Annotated in this window: 15 protein-coding genes and 1 tRNA gene; 3 read left to right on the top strand and 13 right to left on the bottom strand. The window is 70.3% G+C overall.

Annotation, left to right across the window (positions count from 1 at the left end; all coding sequences use genetic code 11):
- Window positions 1–190: 190 nt before the first annotated feature.
- The 5 genes from thrB to argS all read right to left on the bottom strand — a co-directional run bounded on the left by thrB (window position 191) and on the right by argS (window position 6,950).
- Window positions 191–1,216, bottom strand: coding sequence for a homoserine kinase (thrB, locus tag AB0333_RS12945; RefSeq protein WP_366219066.1), 1,026 nt, complete (start codon window positions 1,214–1,216; stop codon window positions 191–193).
- Window positions 1,216–2,343 (bottom strand): threonine synthase, encoded by a 1,128-nt coding sequence (gene thrC, locus AB0333_RS12940; RefSeq protein WP_366219065.1) that lies wholly within the window; start codon window positions 2,341–2,343, stop codon window positions 1,216–1,218. Before thrC ends, thrB begins: the two co-directional genes overlap by 1 nt.
- A gap of 5 nt (window positions 2,344–2,348) precedes the next feature.
- Entirely contained in the window at window positions 2,349–3,725 is a 1,377-nt protein-coding gene (locus AB0333_RS12935; protein ID WP_366219064.1) for a homoserine dehydrogenase, read from the bottom strand.
- A gap of 91 nt (window positions 3,726–3,816) precedes the next feature.
- The gene (lysA, locus tag AB0333_RS12930; protein WP_366219063.1) at window positions 3,817–5,283 is read right to left on the bottom strand and encodes a diaminopimelate decarboxylase; all 1,467 of its coding nucleotides are present in this window, start codon (window positions 5,281–5,283) and stop codon (window positions 3,817–3,819) included.
- Between the two features lie 2 nt (window positions 5,284–5,285).
- Window positions 5,286–6,950, bottom strand: a complete 1,665-nt coding sequence (gene argS / locus AB0333_RS12925; RefSeq protein WP_366219062.1) for an arginine--tRNA ligase — start codon at window positions 6,948–6,950, stop codon at window positions 5,286–5,288.
- A 129-nt stretch (window positions 6,951–7,079) separates the two neighbouring features.
- Between argS and AB0333_RS12920 the strand changes: the two genes are divergently transcribed.
- Window positions 7,080–7,155 (top strand) — tRNA-Arg (locus tag AB0333_RS12920).
- An 80-nt stretch (window positions 7,156–7,235) separates the two neighbouring features.
- Here AB0333_RS12920 and AB0333_RS12915 read toward each other — a convergent pair.
- On the bottom strand, window positions 7,236–7,571 hold the full coding sequence (locus AB0333_RS12915) for an META domain-containing protein (RefSeq protein ID WP_366219061.1): 336 nt from the start codon (window positions 7,569–7,571) through the stop codon (window positions 7,236–7,238).
- Between the two features lie 29 nt (window positions 7,572–7,600).
- Between AB0333_RS12915 and AB0333_RS12910 the strand changes: the two genes are divergently transcribed.
- The gene (locus AB0333_RS12910; RefSeq protein WP_366219060.1) at window positions 7,601–8,536 is read left to right on the top strand and encodes a GNAT family N-acetyltransferase; all 936 of its coding nucleotides are present in this window, start codon (window positions 7,601–7,603) and stop codon (window positions 8,534–8,536) included.
- Window positions 8,537–8,554: 18 nt separating this feature from the next.
- Here the strand turns inward: AB0333_RS12910 and putP are convergent, their stop codons facing one another.
- The 4 genes from putP to AB0333_RS12890 are packed head-to-tail and all read right to left on the bottom strand — an operon-like array spanning window position 8,555 to window position 12,910.
- Complete coding sequence (gene putP, locus AB0333_RS12905; RefSeq protein ID WP_366219059.1) at window positions 8,555–10,093, bottom strand: sodium/proline symporter PutP; 1,539 nt, start codon at window positions 10,091–10,093, stop codon at window positions 8,555–8,557.
- 9 nt (window positions 10,094–10,102) lie between these two features.
- Window positions 10,103–10,894 carry an ABC transporter ATP-binding protein gene (locus AB0333_RS12900; RefSeq protein WP_366219058.1) on the bottom strand — a complete coding sequence of 264 codons (792 nt, stop codon included), beginning with the start codon at window positions 10,892–10,894 and terminating at the stop codon, window positions 10,103–10,105.
- Entirely contained in the window at window positions 10,894–11,880 is a 987-nt protein-coding gene (locus AB0333_RS12895) for an ABC transporter permease (protein ID WP_366219057.1), read from the bottom strand. The genes AB0333_RS12900 and AB0333_RS12895 overlap by 1 nt, the downstream gene beginning before the upstream one ends.
- A gap of 10 nt (window positions 11,881–11,890) precedes the next feature.
- A complete protein-coding gene (locus tag AB0333_RS12890; RefSeq protein WP_366219090.1) occupies window positions 11,891–12,910 on the bottom strand; it encodes an ABC transporter substrate-binding protein in 1,020 nt (339 codons plus the stop codon).
- Between the two features lie 308 nt (window positions 12,911–13,218).
- On the opposite strand from AB0333_RS12890, the gene hrpA reads away from it, so the two are divergent.
- Window positions 13,219–17,310, top strand: coding sequence for an ATP-dependent RNA helicase HrpA (hrpA, locus tag AB0333_RS12885; RefSeq protein WP_366219056.1), 4,092 nt, complete (start codon window positions 13,219–13,221; stop codon window positions 17,308–17,310).
- A 50-nt stretch (window positions 17,311–17,360) separates the two neighbouring features.
- On the opposite strand, the gene AB0333_RS12880 is transcribed toward hrpA, so the two are convergent.
- The 3 genes from AB0333_RS12880 to AB0333_RS12870 form a co-directional block, all read right to left on the bottom strand.
- On the bottom strand, window positions 17,361–17,789 hold the full coding sequence (locus tag AB0333_RS12880) for an HIT family protein (protein ID WP_366219055.1): 429 nt from the start codon (window positions 17,787–17,789) through the stop codon (window positions 17,361–17,363).
- An 86-nt stretch (window positions 17,790–17,875) separates the two neighbouring features.
- The gene (locus tag AB0333_RS12875; RefSeq protein ID WP_366219054.1) at window positions 17,876–18,805 is read right to left on the bottom strand and encodes a sulfurtransferase; all 930 of its coding nucleotides are present in this window, start codon (window positions 18,803–18,805) and stop codon (window positions 17,876–17,878) included.
- On the bottom strand, window positions 18,796–19,473 hold the full coding sequence (locus tag AB0333_RS12870) for an MBL fold metallo-hydrolase (RefSeq protein ID WP_366219053.1): 678 nt from the start codon (window positions 19,471–19,473) through the stop codon (window positions 18,796–18,798). Before AB0333_RS12870 ends, AB0333_RS12875 begins: the two co-directional genes overlap by 10 nt.
- Window positions 19,474–19,544: the final 71 nt, after the last annotated feature.

Below are 19,544 nucleotides of genomic sequence, written 5' to 3'. Positions count from 1 at the left end.
AAGTGTGTACCGGTTGCCACCTGAGCAGGTGGCTGAAAACCGGGATTCAGTACCGGATCGGACTCGATCCGGGAAAGTCCAATCCAGGGAGCCAAGACAGGCCGAAGCCCGCTGGGACCGAACTGGTCCGCGTGGAGCCTGGATTCCCACCGACCACGGGATCCGCACTCTCAGCGGAATCCCGTCGACATCAGCCCGAGATGGGCTGGCCTGAGCGGTGTGTCTCCACCTTAGCACCCGCGGCGTCCACCGGCAGAATGCAGACACGCCACGACTGCGCGGACTCCTTGAGCCCGGCCTGCAGGGCCGCCTGGGCGCGGTCCGCCTCGTCCATGCCGTCAGCGAGCACCATGACGGTCGGCCCGGCTCCGGAGACCACGGCGGCCAGGCCCTGACGACGCAGGTCCCACACCAGGCCGACGGACTCCGGCATGGCCGGCTCCCGCTGGTCCTGGTGCAGCCAGTCGCGCGTGCCGGCCAGCAGCAGGGACGGCTCGTGCGTCAGGGCGTGCACCAGCAATCCCACTCGGCCGGCGTTCGCGGCGGCCACGTGGTGCGGCACCTGTGCCGGCAACAACCCTCGCGCGATCTCGGTGCTCAGCGGTTGGGCGGGGATCGCCACCACCGGCACCACCGCGGCATGCGGCCTCATGGCCGACGAACGGTAGCGGCCGTCCTCCTCCCAGGAGACGGTGAGCCCCCCGGTCAGGGCCGGCGCCACGTTGTCCGGGTGCCCTTCCAGGTGCGAGGCCGCGTTGAGCAGGTCCGCCGCGGACGCGCGTTCGTCCTCCGGCAGCAGGGCGTCGGCGAGCAGGATGGCGCTGGCGTGGGCCGCGGCCGAGGAGCCGAGCCCACGGCCATGCGGGATCCTGTTGGTGGCCAGCAGCTCTAGCCCGGGCACCTCCCAGCCGCGCTCCAGCAGGTATCCCCGCAGCGTGGCGATCACCAGGTGCGAGGCGTCGGTGGGCACGATTCCGGCCCCCTCGCCCTGCACCACGGCTGAGAAACCCTCGTCCACGGTGGTCACCTCGACATCATCCCGCAGGTCGAGGGCGAGTCCCATGGAGTCGAATCCGGGGCCGAGGTTCGCCGAGGTCGCCGGGACGGAGACACGCACGGTGACTCCGACGGGTACGCTCCGCAGGCCCTGGGCCCACTCCGGTTCCAGGCCCGGGCCCCGACCCGGCACCACACCCTGCTCCGGCCGGTTCGGCATCAGGAGAGCCCCAGGGCCTCGGCCACGGCCACGACGTCGAACGGCACCTTCTGCGGTTCGACATCCGAGCCGTCCGCATTCCTCAGGGCCCACTGCGGGTCCTTGAGGCCATGACCGGTCACCGTGATGACCCAGCGCTTGCCGGCCGGGACGTTGCCGAGGGCATGGTGCTTGATGAGTCCGGCCACGCCGGCGGCGGAGGCGGGCTCCACGAAGACGCCCTCCCGGGCGGACAGCCAGCGGTGGGCGGCGAGGATCTCGTCGTCGGTGACGGAGTCGATCATGCCGCCGGACTCGTCGCGGGCCGCCTCGGCCTGCTCCCAGGAGGCGGGGTTGCCGATGCGGATGGCCGTGGCGACGGTGTCCGGCTCGGTCACCGGGTGACCGAGGACGATCGGTGCCGCACCGGCGGCCTGGAAGCCCCACATCGTGGGGGTCCGGGTGGCCACGGCGGGCAGCTCGACCGGCTCGGAGCCGGCCGGGACCGCACCCGGATGGGGGTTGGTGTAGGGCTGGGAGTACTCCTGGTAGCCCTTCCAGTAGGCGGTGATGTTGCCGGCGTTGCCGACGGGCAGCAGGTGGTAATCCGGGGCGTCGCCGAGCGCGTCCACGACCTCGAACGCACCGGTCTTCTGGCCCTCGATGCGGTTCGGGTTCACGGAGTTCACCAGGAAGACCGGGTAGTTCTCGGAGAGCTTGCGCGCCACGTCCAGGCAGTTGTCGAAGTTGCCGTCCACCTGCAGCAGCGTGGCTCCGTGGGCGATCGCCTGCGAGAGCTTGCCCAGGGCGATCTTGCCGTCCGGGACCAGCACGGCGCAGGTCAGCCCGGCCTGGGTTGCGTAGGCGGCGGCGGACGCCGAGGTGTTGCCGGTGGAGGCGCAGACCACGGCCTTCGCGCCCTGCTCCACGGCCGCGGTGATGGCCATGGTCATGCCGCGGTCCTTGAAGGAACCGGTGGGGTTCATGCCCTCGAACTTCACCCAGACCTCACCGTCCACCAGCTGGGACAGGGCCGGGGCCTCGATCAGCGGCGTGCCGCCCTCACCCAGGGTGACCACCCGGGTGCTCTTGCTGACGGGCAGGCGATCGGCGTATTCGCGGATGACCCCGCGCCATTGGTGTGCCACTGTGTTCAGTTCCCTTCGACTCGCAGGACCGAAACCACTTCGGTCACGACGTCCAGCTCCTTGATGGTGGCCACGGTGGCCGCCAGGTTCTGCTCCTTGGCCTCGTGCGTGATGATGCGCAAGACCGACTCGGGAGCCTCATCGGTGTAGGCCTCATCGGATTCCTCGACGACGAGGTCGTCCTCCGCCAGGGGGACCTGGCGCATGGACACGATCGAGACCCCGTGTTCGGCGACGGCCGAGGCGATGGCGGCCAGCACTCCGGGGCGGTCCGCCACGCGGATGACCACCATGTAGCTCGTGCGCGCCTCCCCCACGGGCAGGGCCGGCACCACGGACCGCGGCGTGTGCGTGCGCCCGGCACCGCCGCGGACCAGCCGGCGGGCGATGGAGACGGTGTCCCCCATGACGGCGCTGGCCGTGGGAGCCCCGCCGGCACCGGGACCGTAGAACATCAGCTCGCCGGCGTTCTGCGCCTCGACGAAGACGGCGTTGAAGGCGCCGCGGACGGCGGCCAAGGGGTGTTCGCGCGGCAACAGGGTCGGGTGCACGCGCAGGACGGCGCCGGCGGTCCCGTCACCGGCCGTGATCCGCTCGGCGATCGCCAGCAGCTTGATGACGTAGCCGGCCTCGGAGGCGGCCTCGTTGTCCGCGGCGGTGATCCTGGTGATGCCCTCGCAGTAGACCTCGTCGATCCGGAACGGTGCGTGGAAGGCCAGGTTCGCGAGGATCGCGGCCTTGGCGGCCGCGTCGTGCCCCTCGATGTCGGCCGTCGGGTCGGCCTCGGCGTAGCCGAGCTCTTGGGCATCGGCGAGGGCGTCATCAAAGGCTGCCCCGGTGGAGTCCATCTGGTCCAGGATGTAGTTCGTGGTGCCGTTGGCGATGCCCATCACGCGGGTGACGGTGTCCCCGGCCAGGGAGTCCCGCAGCGGCCGCAGGATGGGGATGGCCCCGGCTACGGACGCCTCGAAGGAGAGCTGGGTGCCGGCGTCGGCGGCGGCCGCGAACAACTCCGAGCCGGACTGGGCGAGCAGGGCCTTGTTGCCGGTGACCACGGCCGAGCCGTTGCGGATGGCCCGTTCGATGAGCGACTTGGCGGGCTCGATGCCGCCCATCAGCTCCAGCACGATGTCGGCGGAATCCACCAGCGCCTCGGCATCCGTGGTATACAGCTCGCGGGGCAGCTGGTAGTCGCGGCGTCCGTCCGGGTTGCGGACGAAGACGCCGGCCAGCTCCAGGCGCGTGCCCACGCGGGCGGCCAGCATCTCGGCGTCCTCCGTGAGGATACGGGCCACCTGGGAGCCGACGGTGCCGGCACCCAGCAGCGCGATCTTCAGGGCCGGCTGCGGGGCGTGCGGCGCGGACGGGGTCGTGGCGGTCATGGTCCTCCGTTGTTCTGGGAGTGGAAAAGTCAGGATGGAAACGTCGGTGGAAAAATCGGTGGAACAGTCGGGTCGGAAACGTCGGGGCCCGCTACAGCCCGGTCTCACGGGCGAAGAGGTCCTCTTCGGTCTCGCGGCGGATGATCACGCGGGCCCGCCCGCCCTGGACCGCGACGACGGCCGGCCGGGTGAGCATGTTGTAGTTGCTGGACAGCGAATGGCAGTACGCCCCGGTGGCGGGCACGGCCAGCAGGTCGCCGCGGGCCACGTCCTCCGGGAGGTACGCATCCTTGACGACGATATCCCCGGACTCGCAGTGCTTGCCGACCACCCGGGAGAGCACTGCCGGCGCGCCGGAGGCACGGGAGGCCAGCGCCACCGAGTAATCGGCCTCGTAGAGCACGGGGCGGGCGTTGTCGGACATGCCCCCGTCCACGGAGACATAGCGGCGCGGATGAGTGGCGCCCCCGTCCGCGTCCACGGTCACGGTCTTGCGGACACCGGCCTCATACAGGGTGAAGGCGGCCGGGCCGGAGATGGCGCGGCCGGGTTCGATCGAGATCCGTGGACAGGCCATCCCCAGCGCCGTACAGGCCGCGCCGACCACGCCGGCCAGCGTGGTGGCGATCTCCTGCGGCGTCCGCGGGGTGTCCGCGGCGGTGTAGGCGATGCCGTGTCCGCCACCGAGGTCCAGCTCCTCCAGCTCGACGCCGTGTTCCGCCTTGATCTCGGCGAGGAAGCCCAGCAGCTTCTCGGCGGCGACGCCGAAGCCCTCGGCCTCGAAGATCTGCGAGCCGATGTGGCAGTGCAGTCCGCGCAGGTCGATGGACCCGGCGGCCAGGGCGCGCGCGACGGCCTCGGCGGCCGGCGACCCTGCCGTTCCAGCCGCCCCGTGGGTTCCAGCCAGCCCGGTCGGCCCCGCCATCGAGAGCCCGAACTTCTGGTCCTCGTGGGCCGTGGCGATGAACTCATGGGTGTGGGCGTGCACGCCGGGCGTCAGCCGCAGCATCACGGGCGCGACCGCGCCGGCCTCGGCGGCCAGCTCGGTGAGCCGGTCCAGCTCGTCCAGCGAGTCCACGACGATCCGCCCCACGCCGGCGGCCAGGGCCCGGCGCATCTCGTCATCGGACTTGTTGTTGCCGTGCAGGCCGATGTGCGCCGGCTCGACGCCGGCGCGTAGCGCGGTGGCCATCTCACCCCCGGAGGCGGTGTCCAGGCGCAGCCCCTCCTCGCTCACCCAGCGAGCCGCCGGGGTGCAGAGGAACGACTTGCCGGCGTAATAGACGTCCACGCCGCCGCACAGCTCCGCGAAAGCCTCATTGAAGGCGTCACGGAAGGCACGGGCCCGTGAGCGGAAGTCGTCCTCGTCGAGCACCAGGAGCGGTGTGCCGTAGTCCCGGGCCAGCTGGGAGGCGGGAAGGCCCTGGACGGCGATCTCGCCGTCGTCGTTCCGTTCCACTCCGGCGGCCCAGAGCTTGGTGACCAGGGCGTTCGGGTCCGCGGGGTAGCTCAGCCAGTCCGGAGCCAGCGGCGAGGCGTGGGCCGTCGAGTCAGTCATGGTCACATCCGTTCCGGGGCGCTCACGCCCAGCAGGTCGAGTCCATTGGCGAGCACCTGCGCGGTGGCCTCGTTGAGCCACAGGCGGGTGCGGTTGAGGTCGGTGATGTCCCCCGGCTGCACGTCCCCGGTCCGCCCCTCGGCCACGGGCACGATCCGGCACGCGGCATACCAGGAATGGTAGGCGCCGGCGATGACCTCCAGGTGGCGGGCCACGCGGTGCGGTTCGCGGAATTCGGCGGCCTGGGCCACGATGGATGGGAATTCGCCGAGGCGGGCCAGCAGGTCCGATTCGGTCGCATGCGTCAGCAGCGCGGCGTCGAAGACGGAACGGTCGACGCCGGCCGCCTCGGCGGTGCGGGCCGCTCCCCGGGACCGGGCATGGGCGTACTGCACGTAGAACACCGGGTTGTCGTTGGTCTTCGACGTGAGGATCTCCGGGTCGATGGTGATCGGGGAGTCCGCCGGGTACCGGGCCAGCGAGTAGCGCAGCGCGTCCGCACCGAGCCAGTCGACGAGGTCCTTGAGTTCGATGATGTTGCCGGCCCGCTTGGACAGCTTGGCCCCGTTGACGGAGATCAGCTGGCCGATGAGCACCTCGATGTTGCGTGCCGGGTCGTCTCCGGCGCAGGCGGCGATGGCCTTGAGGCGGCCGACGTAGCCGTGGTGGTCCGCGCCGAGCAGGTAGATCTTCTCGATGAAGCCGCGGTCCTTCTTGGACAGGTAGTACGCGGCATCCGCGGCGAAGTAGGTGGGTTCACCGTTGGCGCGGATGAGCACCCGGTCCTTGTCATCCCCGAAGTCGGTGGTGCGCAGCCAGACGGCGCCCTCGCGGTCGTCGATGTGGCCCTGCTCGCGCAACCGCTGCACGGCGTGCCCGATGGCGCCGGACTCGTGCAATTCCCTCTCGGAGAACCAGACGTCGAAGTGCACGCCGAAGTGGCCCAGCGTGTCCCGGATGTCCTGCATCTGGTAGCGGTAGGCGGCCTCGCGGATGATCGGGAGGGCCGCCTCCTCGGTGAGGGCGGTGATGTCCGGGTGGTCCGTGCGCACCTGGGTGGCCAGGTCCTGGATGTACTCCCCCGGGTAGCCGCCCTCGGGCACGGGCAGGCCGTGCAGGCGGTGGTGGACCGACTGGGCGAACACGTTCATCTGGTGGCCGGCGTCATTGATGTAGTACTCGGCCGTCACCTCGGCCCCCGAGGCGCGCAGCAGCCGCGAGATCGCGTCCCCGAGCGCAGCCCAGCGGGTGTGGCCGATGTGCAGGGGTCCCGTGGGGTTCGCGGAGACGAACTCCATGTTGACCACGCTGCCGGCCAGCGCGGTGTTCCGGCCGTAGGCGGCCCCGGCCTCGACGACGGTGCGGGCCAGCTCGCCGGCGGCGGCGGCGTCGAGCGTGATGTTCAGGAAGCCGGGGCCGGCGACGTCCACCCGGGCCACACCGGGGACCTGCCCCAGCTTCTCGGCGAGCAGGGCCGCGAGGTCGCGCGGGGCCAGGCCGGCCTTCTTGCCCAGCTGCATGGCCACATTGGTGGCCCAGTCGCCGTGCTCTCGGTTCTTCGGTCGCTCCACCTTGATCGCGGTGGGCACCTCCACAGAGATCTCGCCGGAGTCAACGGCATCCTGCAGGCAAGCGGCCAGGGCTGTGGAAAGGTCTTCGGGGGTCACCCGCGACAGTCTAATGTTCCGTCGGTCCCCGTCCGTAACCGGAGGGTGACCGGCGGCCGGTTTCCCGCACCGGCTCCGCATGGGGTAGGGTTATCAAGTCCTGATCGGCCCGCCGATGCAGAGACCCCCGCCTCCGTAGCTCAGGGGATAGAGCGTCTGCCTCCGGAGCAGAAGGCCGCAGGTTCGATTCCTGCCGGGGGCACCACCCTCTTCCACTGTTCTCCGCTTTTTAATCCCCTGCGTGGCCGTATCGGCGGTACACCGCGAGCGTGGAGTTCGTGGAGGTCACGCGATGGTCCCGGCGTCCGGGACGGCCCGCGGCAGGACGCCGATGACCTGGCCGGCTGGATTGAAGACCTCGAGCCGCTCTCCGGACGTGTCCAGGAGGAGCCGGGCGGAGACGGCGCCGTTGAGCCAGGTGTCCACGCCCTCGCAGAACATCATCGTCGACACCAGGCGGCCGACATCAATCCGCTCCGCCGTCAGGGTCCACTCTCCCCTGAGGCGATTGCAGCCGTCGGAACCGTACAACTGGCCTTCGGCCTCGAAGCCCAGCCACGGCTGGCCCGGGGCGTCGGAGCCCCAACGGTGGTCGATGAGTTCGGCGGCGAGCTCTTCCATCACGCCATCGTAGGACAGAGCATGTCGTCATGGTCGAGAGAAGCACCGCCCTGGCCTTCATCGTCGCCTGCCAGCAGGACCCCGCCACCGGTACCGCGTTCCTCGGGGAGGACGCCGCCGGGATCGAGGCCGAACTCGACGGCCTGGACCAGCCCTGGCTGCGGAACCTGAGGGTCGTGGAGCAGGCCGGCACCATCATCGCCGCGTGCACGGTCGACTGGGATCCGGAGCCCTCGATGGCCTGGGTCCACGGCCCGTGGGGCGCCCCGGAGCAGGTGGCCCGCCACGGCGCCGCCCTGGTGGCGGACGTGTGCGACGCCGTCCCGGCCGGCATCGACCGCTTCGAGATGTGCGGCCAGGTGGAGAACGAGTCGATGGCCGGGCTGGCCGCCGGCCTGGGCTGGACCGCCACGGAGGTGAACTACGCCATGGTGGTCCCGGCCGCCACGGCGGCCCGGTGGTCGGCTCCGGCCGCACCGGCAGGTCAGCCGGCAGGACCGGCAGGACCGGCAGGTCAGCCGGCGCCGGCGCGCCTCCGGACACCGGTGCGCATCCGCCCGGCGGAATCGGCCGACGTCGGGCTCCTGAAACCGCTGCACACGGCCGAGTTCGGCGAGGCCTACGCGACGGCGGCCCAGCTGCTCTCCCGCCACCACACCGTGGTGGCCGAGGATTCCACCGGGGCGGTGCTCGGCTACGCGGCGGGCTCACTCCAGGACGACGGCCAGGCCTATGTGGACTTCACAGCCGTCCTCCCCGGGGCCCGCCGCCGCGGAGTGGGCCGTCGGCTCGTCACCGGGCTCGCCGAGCGGCTCCTGGCCGCGGGCGATCCCGGGATGCTGCACCTGACGGTGCGGGAGTCCCGGCCCGCGGCGCACGCCCTGTACCTGTCGCTCGGGATGCGCCAGGAGGCCGCGTTGCGCGGCTACCGGGGCCCGCGGGTGACGGCTCAGCACCCCGGGTGAACCGTCCAGCCGGCCACCTCAGGCCTGGGGGGCCACGAACTCCTTGCCCTGGGACACGGCGACGGCCTCGTCGAACTCGGCGCTGATCTCGGCCGTCTCCGCGGCGTCCGGGCGGTGGGTTGCCAGGGAGACGATGACTCCCACGAGGGCGGCCAGCACGAAGCCGGGCACGATCTCATACATCTCGAAGGCCCCACCCCAGGCCTCGTCCGGCATGTTGCCCCACCAGAAGACGATGACGGCGCCGACCACCAGCGAGGACAGGGAGCCCCAGGCGTTGAACTTCTTCCAGAACAGGGCCAGGATCACCACCGGCCCGAAGGAGGCACCGAAACCCGCCCAGGCGAAGCTGACGAGGTCGAGGACACTGGCCTCGGGATCGAGGGCGATGAGGATCGCGATGATGGCCACCAGCACGACGCCGCCGCGACCCAGCCACAGCTCGTTCCGAGGGCTGGCCTTGCGCCCGAAGAGCTTGTAGAGGTCCTCGACCAGGGCGGAGGAGCACACGATCAGCTGGGAGGAGATCGTGGACATCACGGCGGCCAGCACGGCCGCGAGGACCAGCCCGGCCACGAAGGGGTGGAAGAGGATCTGGGCCAGGACCAGGAACACCGTCTCCGGATCGTCCAGCGTGGTGCCGGGGTTCGCCTGGAAGTAGGCGATGCCCACCAGCGCGGTCATGATGGCGCCGAAGGCACAGATGGCCATCCAGGCCACACCGATGCGACGGCCGGCCACGGCGTCCTTCGACGACCGCAAGGCCATGAAGCGGACGATGATGTGGGGCTGACCGAAGTAGCCCAGGCCCCAGGCCAGCGCGGAGATCACGCCGACCCACGTGGCGTTGGCGAGGAAGGACAGCCGGTTGGTGCCCTCCTCCATCCCGGCGTCCGCGGACTCGATCAGGCTCACCATCTCGCCCCAGCCGCCCAGGTTGATGATCGCGACCAGGGGGACGGCGATGAGGGCGGCCAGCATGAGCAGGCCCTGCGCCACATCCGTGAGCGAGGCGCCGAGGAACCCGCCGAACAGGGTGTAGACGAGGGTCACGCCGGCCACGAGCAGCATGCCGATCAGGTAGGTCGAGCCGAAGGAGGACTCGAAGAACTTGCCGCCGGCCACCATGCCGGAGGACACGTAGAAGGTGAAGTACACCAGCACGATCCCGCCGGCCACGATCCGCAACAGGTGCGTGCGGTCGCGGAAGCGGTTCTCCAGGAACGAGGGGATGGTGATGGAGTTCCGGGACACCTCGGTGTAGGACCGCAGGCGCGGGGCGATGAACTTCCAGTTCAGCCAGGCGCCGATGGTCAGGCCGACAGCGATCCAGGCCTCGACCAGGCCGGAGGCGTAGACCGCGCCGGGCAGGCCGAGGAGCAGCCAGCCGGACATGTCCGAGGCGCCGGCGGAGAGCGCCGCCACGAACGGCGGGAGTTTGCGACCGGCCAGCACGTAGTCGTCGAGGTCGTTGTTCTTCCGGGATGCGTAGAAGCCGATGGCCAGCATCGCGGCGAAGTACAACAGGATCGCTATGAGTTTGAAGGTGGTATCCATGGAGGTCTCCTACTGCAGCAGGGTCTTGTCGTCCAGCGTGGCCCCCTTGATCTTCTCGAACTCGCCCAGCAGGTCCCGCACGGTCTTGCCGCGCTTCTGCTCTTCGTCGAGGTCGAGGATGATCTGCCCGTCATGCATCATGACCAGTCGGTTGCCCACCCGCAGGGCCTGCTCCATGTTGTGCGTGACCATCAGCGTGGTGAGCCCCTTGTCGGTGACGATCTGCTCGGTCAGCCGGGTCACCAACTCGGCACGCTGCGGATCCAGGGCGGCGGTGTGCTCGTCCAGCAGCAGGATCCGGGGGTCCGAGAACGTGGCCATGAGCAGGCTGAGCGCCTGCCGCTGGCCGCCGGAGAGCAGTCCGACCTTGGCCTTGAGCCGGTCCTCGAGGCCCAGCTCCAGGACGGAGAGCTCCGCCGCGAAACGGCGGCGCTTGGCGTTGGTGACGCCTCGACCCAGCATCCGGGTGGCACCGCGCTGGTCCGCGATCGCCATGTTCTCCTCGATGCTCAAGTGCGGTGCGGTGCCGGCCATCGGGTCCTGGAACACCCGACCGACCAGCGCGGCGCGACGGTGGTCCTTGAGCTTCGTGACATTGCGCCCGTCGATCGTCACGGTGCCGGTGTCCGGCGACAGTCCGCCGGAGATCACGTTGAGCACCGTGGACTTGCCCGCCCCGTTGGAGCCGATCACCGTGACGAAGTCTCCCTCGCCCAGGTGCAGCTCGATCCCCCGCAGGGCGCGCCGCTCGTTGACGGTGCCCGGGAAGAACGTCTTGTTCACGTCCGTCAGTGTCAGCATCAGCGGGTCCCTCCTGCGGTCGGGGCGTCCGGTGCGCCGGCGGCGGCTGCCGCGGGAGCGCCGGCCGGCGACGCCGGAGCCTCGGCTCCCGAGGCTGCGGCACCGCCCGGGTCGGCCCGGTTCACCAGCGCCTTGCGGCGCCGGAAGAACGGCATCTGCGGTACCACCAGGGCGATCACCACCAGCACGGCCGAGACGAGCTTCATGTCGTTGGGGTCCAGGCCCACCGTGAGGGCCAACTGGATGGCCACCCGGTAGAGGACGGATCCGGCGATGACGGCCAGCACGGCCACGAGGATCGAGCGCGTGCCGAAGATGGCCTGGCCGAGGATCACGGACGCCAGGCCGGCGATGATGAGGCCGATGCCCATGCCGATGTCCGCGAAGCCCTGGAACTGGGCGACGACGGCCCCGCTGAGTCCGACGAGGGCGTTGGACAGCGCCAGGCCCAGGATCTTCTGGTTGTCCGTGTTGACCCCATAGGAGCGGATCATCTTCTCGTTGTCGCCGGTGGCCTGCATCGCGAGGCCGAGGTCCGTGTGCAGGAACCAGGCCAGGATGAGCGCCAGCAGGATGGCCACGGCCGCGAAGATGCCGATGGAACCCCAGCCGCCGATCAGTCCGGCGTCCTTGAGCGGGCTGATGGCCGTCTCCTCCCCCAGCAGGGGGACATTGGCCTTGGCCATGATCCGCAGGTTGATCGAGTACAGCGCGATCTGGGTGAGGATTCCGGCCAGGAGGCCGTTGATGCGCCCCTTCGTGTGCAGCAGGCCGGTGATCACGCCCGCCAGGAATCCTGCGATGAAGGCCAGCAGGAAGGTCAGGAACGGGTTCACCCCATTGACGATCGAGATGGCGGCGACGGCCGCGCCCGTGGTGAACGAGCCGTCCACCGTGAGGTCCGGGAAGTCGAGGATGCGGAAGGTCACGTAGACCCCGAGGGCCATGATCGCGTAGATCAGACCCAGTTCGATAGCGGTGTTCATGAGTGGACGTTTACTCCTGACCCACCACGTGGTCGGCCTCGTCGATCATCGACTGCGGGATCTCCACGCCCATGGCTTCGGCGGCGGCCGGGTTCACGTACAGCTCCGGTTCGGTCAGGGTCTCCACCGGCATGGTGGCCGGGTCTGCGCCCTCGGTCAGGATGCGGAGCGCCATGTCCGCAGTCTGCGCGCCGAGCTGGTCGTAGCTGAGGCCGTACGTGGCCACACCGCCGCGTTCCACCGAATCGCCCTCGGCGGGGATCAGCGGGATCTGGCGTTCCTGGGCCACACCGATCAGCGTCTCCAGGGCGGAGACGACGGCATTGTCGGTGGGCACGTACAGGGCGTCGACGTCGGAGAGCGAGTTCGCGGCCTGCTGCACCTCGGAGGAGTTGGACACGGTGGCCTCGACGATCTCCAGCCCCAGCTCCTCCGCGGCCTCCTTGGCCCATTCGACCTGGACCTCGGAGTTGACCTCACCGGAGGAGTAGACGATGCCCACCGTCGTGGCCTCCGGATCCAGCTCGGTCAGCAGGGTGAGCTGCTCGAGCACGGGGTTGGCGTCCGAGGTTCCCGTGACGTTGCCGCCGGGGGCCTCGTTCGACTCCACGAGGCTGGCCGAGACCGGGTCGGTCACGGCGGTGAAGAGCACCGGGATGTCGGTGATGGCCTGGGCGGCGGTCTGCGCGGACGGGGTGGCGATCGCCAGCACGAGATCGTGGTCGGCGGAGGCGAAGGAACCGGCGATGGTGTTGGCGGTCGCCTGGTCACCCTGGGCGTTCTGGACATCCAGGGTGATGTCCAGGCCGGACTCCTCGATCCGTGCCTCGAACCCGGCGCGCGCCGCGTCCAGGGAGGCGTGGGACAGGAACTGGGACACACCGATCGAGTATGATTCGGAGCCGTCCCCACCCTCGGTGGCGGAACCGCCATCGCCTCCGTCGTTGCCACAGGCGGTCAGGGCGAGTGCGGAAACGGCGAGCACCGCTCCTGCGCGGAGTCCGGTGCGGTTCTTCTGACTACCGAGCATCATGTAGGTCCTTTCACCACCGCGTACTCCGGGTGGACGCTGATGCGCCGGTGCGAGGGTTCCGGGGTACGACGGTTACCCATCGTAGTCGCGATTGACGTAATCCGGATCACTTATCGGACCGTCCGTCCTGCATAGACGGTCAGCTGCCCCGTTTCGTCCACCGTCAACGCGCTGGCCTCGCCTCCTGTCCAGACCTGACCGTGGGCTAGTACTGCTGTTCGACGCCAGCTGGAGTCCAGTTCCCTGACCGGCATGATCAGGTGGCACGCCCACCGGTCCGCACGCCCCGTAGACTGGCCGATGCCATGTCCGATGCCACGACGCACCCCTCCGTGCACGCCTCCACGATCCGCCTGGAGTACCCACCGAACCTGCCGGTCTCCGCCGAACGGGACCGGATCATGGGTGCCATCCGCGACCATCAGGTCGTCATCGTGGCCGGCGAGACCGGGTCGGGGAAGACCACCCAGCTGCCCAAGATGCTCCTCGAACTGGCTGACGAGGGCGTGCTGGACGCCGAGCGGATGATCGGTCACACCCAGCCCCGGCGGCTGGCCGCCCGCTCCGTGGCCGAACGCATCGCCCACGAACTCGGCGCGGAGATCGGCTCCGACGTCGGCTACCAGGTCCGCTTCACGGCCCAGACCTCCGCGAGGACACGGGTCAAGGTGATGACGGACGGCATCCTGCTCGCCGAGATCCAGCATGACCAGCTGCTGTCCAGGTACTCCGCGATCATCATCGATGAGGCCCATGAACGCAGCCTCAACATCGACTTCCTGCTCGGCTACCTCAAGCGCCTGCTGCCCCGGCGCCCCGACCTGCGCGTCATCATCACCTCCGCGACCATCGATCCGGAGTCCTTCGCCGCCCATTTCGCCCTGCCCGACGCCGCGGGCCAGGACGAGCCGGCCCCCATCATCGAGGTCTCCGGCCGCACCTTTCCCGTGGAGATCCGCTACCGCCCCCTGGACGCCGCTGACTCCCCGGACGTCGATGCCGACGTGGACGCCGAGGAGGAGTCCCGCGACCCCGTGGATGCAGTGTGCGACGCGGTGGACGAGCTGGCCCGCGAGCCGGACGGAGACATCCTCGTGTTCTTCTCCGGCGAGCGCGAGATCCGTGACGCCGCTGAGGCGTTGGCGCCCCGGGTCGCCGCCAACCGCCGCCTCGGCCAGGCCGAGATCCTGCCGCTCTACGGGCGGCTGTCCATGGCGGAACAGCACCGGGTGTTCTCCCCCGGCCCGAGGCGGCGCATCGTTTTGGCCACCAACGTGGCGGAGACCTCGCTGACCGTCCCCGGCATCAAGTACGTCATCGACACCGGCACGGCCCGCATCTCCCGGTACTCCCACCGGACCAAGGTCCAGCGGCTGCCGATCGAGCGCATCAGCCAGGCCAGCGCCAACCAGCGGTCCGGGCGCTCGGGCCGCACCTCGGACGGCATCGCGATCCGCCTCTACTCGCAGGAGGACTTCGAGTCCCGCCCCGAGTTCACCGACCCGGAGATCCTGCGCACCAACCTCGCGGCCGTCATCCTGCAGATGTGCTCCATGGGCGTCGCGACCACCCCGTCCGACGTCGGCGACTTCCCCTTCCTGCAGCCGCCGGACTCGCGGCAGGTCACCGACGGCGCGGCCCTGCTGACGGAGCTGGGGGCTCTGAACAGCGGCCAGCCGGACGAGCGCGGCCGGTCCCACCCCAAGGGCACCATCACGCCGGTCGGCCGGAAGCTGGCCCGGCTGCCCGTGGACCCGCGCCTGGGCCGGATGATCGTGGAGGCCGGTGAGCGCGGCTGCGTGCGTGAGGTCATGGTCCTCGCCGCCGCCTTGACCATCCAGGACCCCCGTGAGCGCCCCACCGAACAACGCGCCCAGGCCGACGAGCAGCACTCCCGCTTCAAGGACGAGAACTCGGACTTCTCGGCGCTGCTGAACCTGTGGGCCTACCTGCGCGAGCAGCAGAAGGAGCTCTCGGGGAACCAGTTCCGCCGGATGTGCCGCACCGAGTACATCAACTATCTGCGTGTCCGTGAGTGGCAGGACCTGGTCCAGCAGCTGCGCCAGCTGGCCAAGCCGCTGGGCATCTCCGTCTCCGCCGGGCCCGTGGACCCGGTGGGCCAGCACGAGCCCGTGCACCGGTCCCTGCTGACCGGCCTGCTCTCCCACATCGGGGCGTGGGACGAGCGCAAGCGCGACTACCAGGGCGCCCGCAACACGCGGTTCGCGGTGTTCCCGGGTTCGGCGCTGTTCAAGAAGAGACATGCCTTCGTCATGGCGGCCGAGCTCGTGGAGACCTCCCGGCTCTGGGCGCGGATGGTCGCCAAGATCGACCCGGTCTGGGCCGTGGAGGCCGCCGGCGCCCTGGCGAAGAGAACCTACAACGAGCCCCACTGGTCCCGGGGCTCCGGCTCGGTGGTCGCGCGGGAGAAGGTCACCCTGTTCGGCGTCACCCTGATCCCGGACCGCCAGGTCCAGTTCTGGCGGATCGACCCGGCCGGCTCCCGTGAGCTGTTCATCCGCCATGCCCTGGTGGAAGGCGACTGGAAGACCCGGCACCACTTCTTCGCGCGCAACCGCGCAGCCCTGGCCGAGATCGACGACCTGGAGACGCGGTTGCGCCGCCGCGACCTCCGCGTCTCGGACCAGGACCTCTTCGACTTCTACGACGCGCGCATCCCGGCCACCGTCGTCTCCGAGCGCCACTTCGACTCCTGGTGGAAGAAGACGCGCCAGAAGTCCCCGGACCTGCTGGACCTCGATCAGCAGTCACTGCTGGCCGTGGACACCGAGGAATTGGACACGGACCGGTTCCCCACGGTGTTCCACCACCCCACGGACGGGGGCGGCATCGACCTCGAGTTGTCCTATGACTTCAACCCGGCCGCGGGGGCGGGTGAGTCGGACGGCATCACCGTCCTCATCCCGATCCTGATGCTCAACCAGATGCACCCGGAGCGGTTCCGCTGGCTGGTGCCGGGACTGCGTGCCGACCTGGTCACCGCTCTGATCCGCTCCCTGCCCAAGGCCGTGCGCAAGAATTTCGTGCCGGCGCCGGACGTGGCGCGGGCCGCCGTCGAGCAATTGGACCGGGACGCGGACCCCGCCGCGGACGACCTGCTGCCCGCCCTGGAACTGACCCTGCGCCGGATGAAGGGCGTGGTCATCCCGCCGGGGTCCTGGGACCTGTCCGCGATCCCGCCGCACCTGGTGCCGGACTACCGCGTGGTGGACGGCCGCGGTGCCGTCATGGGCACCGGCCAGGACCTCGCCGCGCTCCAGGACCGGCTGGCGGGGGCGAACCGCACGGCCATCGCGGAGTCGCTCTCCCGCGCCGGTGCCGGTGGCGGTTTTGCGGACCGTGGCACCGGCGACGGCTCCGCCCCGTCCCCGCAGACCGTCCGGCGCGATGCCCACGCCCGTCCGACTGGCCGCTCCGCCGACGGCACGGACGAGGCTGCCGTTCCCTCCACTGCCTCCGCGGCGGCCTTCGCCGAGCGGCACGGCCTGACCGACTGGGTGGTCGGGGACATCCCCCGGAAGGTGGACACGGAGACCTCGGCGGGCTCGGCCGGCTCGGGCACGCAGCGGATCACCGGCTACCCGGCTCTGATGGCGGAGACCGCCCGGGACGGGTCCCCCGCCGCCGGCCTGTCGGTGTTCCGCACCGAGGCGGACCAGCAGGCCGCGCACCGGGCCGGCGTCGTGAACCTGTTGCTGGCCTTGGCTCCCAGCCCGCAGCGCTACGTCCTGGACCACCTGGACAACCGGGAGAAGCTGACGTTCACCCAGAACCCCCACGGTTCGGTGGAGCAGCTGATCAACGACTGCACCCGCGCCGCCGTGGACCGTCTGGTCCCGGAGTCCCTGCCGTTCACCGAGGCCGAGTTCCGCCGGCTGTTCACCACCGTGCGGGCCGAGCTGATCGACACCGTCTTCGCGGTGACGGCCATCGTGGAACAGGTGCTGTCCCGGGCCACCCAGGTGCGCAAGGAGCTCAAGGGGACGGTGTCCCTGGCCATGGCCCCCGCCCTGAACGACATCAAGGCGCACCTGGAACAGCTCGTGTTCCCGGGGTTCGTCGCGGCGACCGGGTGGGCCCATCTCCAGCATCTGCCCCGGTACCTGCAGGGCATGCTCCGGCGGATCGAGAAGCTCAAGGCCGGGGGCCAGGTGCAGCGCGATGCCCGGGACATGGCCGTGGTGCAGGGCCTCGAGGACGCCTTCGACGCCGAGGTGCAGAAGCTGCCCGCCGGCCGGTCCACCCCGCCCGCGCTGGATGCGGTGCGGTGGCTCATCGAGGAACTGCGCATCAGCTACTTCGCCCAGGACCTGGGGACCGCCGTCTCCGTCTCGGAGAAGCGGGTGCGCCAGGCACTCAAGCAGGCCGCCGGCTGATCCGGATCCCCCACCGGCGCCGGCGCCCGTTCCGGCACTCCTGGATCGGGTCAGTCCTCGGGCACGTATTCCGTGTGACCGGCCACGCGCAGTCCGGCCCGGATCCGGTCCGCGGCGTCGTCGAGGTCCTCGGGCTCGGGGTGGTTGTCCACCTGGTCCAGGTCGAAGTCGTCGAGCGAGTTCGAGGGCCAGACGTGCACGTGCAGGTGCGGGATCTCGTAACCGGCGATCATGAGGCCGGCCCGGTGCGCGTTGAAGGCCTGCACCTGAACCTGGCCGATGACCTGGGCAACGGTCATCAGGTGGGAGACCAGCTCGGGGTCGGCGTCGGTCCAGAGGTCGACCTCAGCACGCGGCACCACGAGGGTGTGCCCCTGGGTCAGGGGTCCGATCGAGAGGAACGCCACGCACGTCTCGTCCTTCCAGACGAACCGGCCGGGCAGTTCCCCGTTGATGATGCGGGTGAAGACGGTGCTCATGGTGTGGCCTCCTGGGACGGGACTGGTGCTCATTGCTGCTTCGATCTTCCCCCGCGGGACCGGCATGGGTCCACGCGGGGCCGGCGTCACGGCCGTTCCCCGGTGGCCACGGGCCGCCCCGGGGTGTTGGACCAGGCCGACCAGGACCCCGGGTACAGGGCGGCCGGGACCCCGGCGACATGCAGTGCCGCGATCTGGTGGGCGGCGCTGACGCCGGAGCCGCAGTAGGCGCCGACGATGCCGGCGTCGTCCACGCCCAGCGCCCGGAACCGTTCGGCGAGCTCACAGGCCGGCCGGAAGTGCCCGGTCTCGTCCACGTTGTCCGCGGTCGGGGCGCTGACGGCCCCCGGTATGTGGCCGGCGCGGGGGTCCAGCGGCTCGGCCTCGCCGCGGTAGCGTTCGGCCGCGCGGGCATCGAGCAGCACCCCGTCCTCGGGGAGCACGGCGGCATCGTCCATGGTCAGCACCGGCATCTGTCCCCATGTGGTCCGCACCCGCCCGGGCCGGGGGATGACGTCCCCGGCCTGCAGTGGCAGGTTCGCCGCCCGCCAGGCCGCCAGTGCTCCATCGAGGAGGTAGGCCTTCTCCACCCCGGCGTGCCGCAACAGCCACCAGGCGCGGGCCGCGGAGGTGCCGTGGGCGTCGTCGTAGACCACCACGGTGTCGCCGTCGTTGAGGCCCAGCATCCGGACGGTGTCCCCGAACCGGGCCGGGTCGGGCAGCGGATGACGGCCCTCCCGCGGCCCGTAGTGGCCGGCCAGCTGGCTTCCCATGCTCACGTAGACCGCGCCGGGGATGTGGCCGCGGAGGTAGTCCTCATGGCCGTTGCCCGAGCCCAGCGGCGTCCACCGCACATCCAGGATCTTGAGGGTCTCCTCCGTCGGCGCAGGCTCACCTCCCACGAACCCGGCGGGCGGCTCGGCCGACGGATCGACCGGAGCCGTGGTGTCACGGCCCTGCCAGGAGGCCAGGACCCCCACGCTGACGAGGACGGGGGGCTGGGACGCTAGATCCACGTGCTCTCCCCCTCCTCCAGGACCGTCAGTTCGGTGCCGTAGCGGCCGGCGAAGGTGGTGGCCTGCTTGCGGTACATCGGCAGCCCTCGGTGGTTGAGCAGGCCGTCATGCACCGGGATCGCCTGGCGGGGACGGACGGCGGTGATGAAGTCCACCATCTCGGACAGCTTGCTCCACGGGGCGCTCAGGGGCACCAACAGGGTGTCCGGTGCCGTGCCGGGCGGGACGATGAAGCTGTCTCCCGGGTGGTAGACGAGGCCGTCGATCAGATAGCCCATGTTGGCCACCACGGGGATCTGCGGGTGGATCACGGCATGCTGGCCGCCCACGGTCTGCACCGCGAACCCGGCCGTCTCGAATTCCTCCCCGGGGCCCGTGGGGATGATCCGGTCCGGGTCCACACCGGCGGACGGTGCCGTGGCCGCCAGGCGGGTCACCGCGGCGGCGGGTGCCCGCACCGTCACGTCCGGGTGTGCCGCCAGGTGCTCCAGCACCGGGCCGTCGTCGAGGTGGTCGGCGTGCTCGTGCGTGACCAGGATGTGTTCGGCGCCCTCGAGGGCCTCGGGGACATCGGTGAAATTTCCCGGATCGAGGACGAGGCGACGCCCGTCCTTCTCGAGCCGGACGCAGGCATGGCCGTACTTGGTGAGGACTATCTGGGTAGGCACTGCTCCACCCTATCGGAGGAAGGTGCGCCACGTCAGGCACGAGTTCCCGCCCGGTCTCCTGTTGCCCGGCT

The organism is Citricoccus sp. NPDC079358, assembly GCF_040702545.1.
Lineage (GTDB): Bacteria > Actinomycetota > Actinomycetes > Actinomycetales > Micrococcaceae > Citricoccus.
The sequence above is the reverse complement of the archived record's forward strand: the minus strand, read 5'-3'. Positions and strand labels throughout refer to the sequence as shown.

Bases quoted from the DNA above. Each gene is read 5' to 3' on its own strand.
- AB0333_RS12910 (WP_366219060.1), top strand. From the start codon at position 7,601: ATGGTCGAGAGAAGCACCGCCCTGGCCTTCATCGTCGCCTGCCAGCAG.
- putP (WP_366219059.1), bottom strand. From the start codon at position 10,093: ATGGATACCACCTTCAAACTCATAGCGATCCTGTTGTACTTCGCCGCG.
- hrpA (WP_366219056.1), top strand. From the start codon at position 13,219: ATGTCCGATGCCACGACGCACCCCTCCGTGCACGCCTCCACGATCCGC.
- AB0333_RS12890 (WP_366219090.1), bottom strand. From the start codon at position 12,910: ATGCTCGGTAGTCAGAAGAACCGCACCGGACTCCGCGCAGGAGCGGTG.
- thrB (WP_366219066.1), bottom strand. From the start codon at position 1,216: ATGCCGAACCGGCCGGAGCAGGGTGTGGTGCCGGGTCGGGGCCCGGGC.
- AB0333_RS12880 (WP_366219055.1), bottom strand. From the start codon at position 17,789: ATGAGCACCGTCTTCACCCGCATCATCAACGGGGAACTGCCCGGCCGG.
- AB0333_RS12915 (WP_366219061.1), bottom strand. From the start codon at position 7,571: ATGGAAGAGCTCGCCGCCGAACTCATCGACCACCGTTGGGGCTCCGAC.
- AB0333_RS12900 (WP_366219058.1), bottom strand. From the start codon at position 10,894: ATGCTGACACTGACGGACGTGAACAAGACGTTCTTCCCGGGCACCGTC.
- AB0333_RS12895 (WP_366219057.1), bottom strand. From the start codon at position 11,880: ATGAACACCGCTATCGAACTGGGTCTGATCTACGCGATCATGGCCCTC.
- AB0333_RS12935 (WP_366219064.1), bottom strand. From the start codon at position 3,725: ATGACCGCCACGACCCCGTCCGCGCCGCACGCCCCGCAGCCGGCCCTG.
- lysA (WP_366219063.1), bottom strand. From the start codon at position 5,283: ATGACTGACTCGACGGCCCACGCCTCGCCGCTGGCTCCGGACTGGCTG.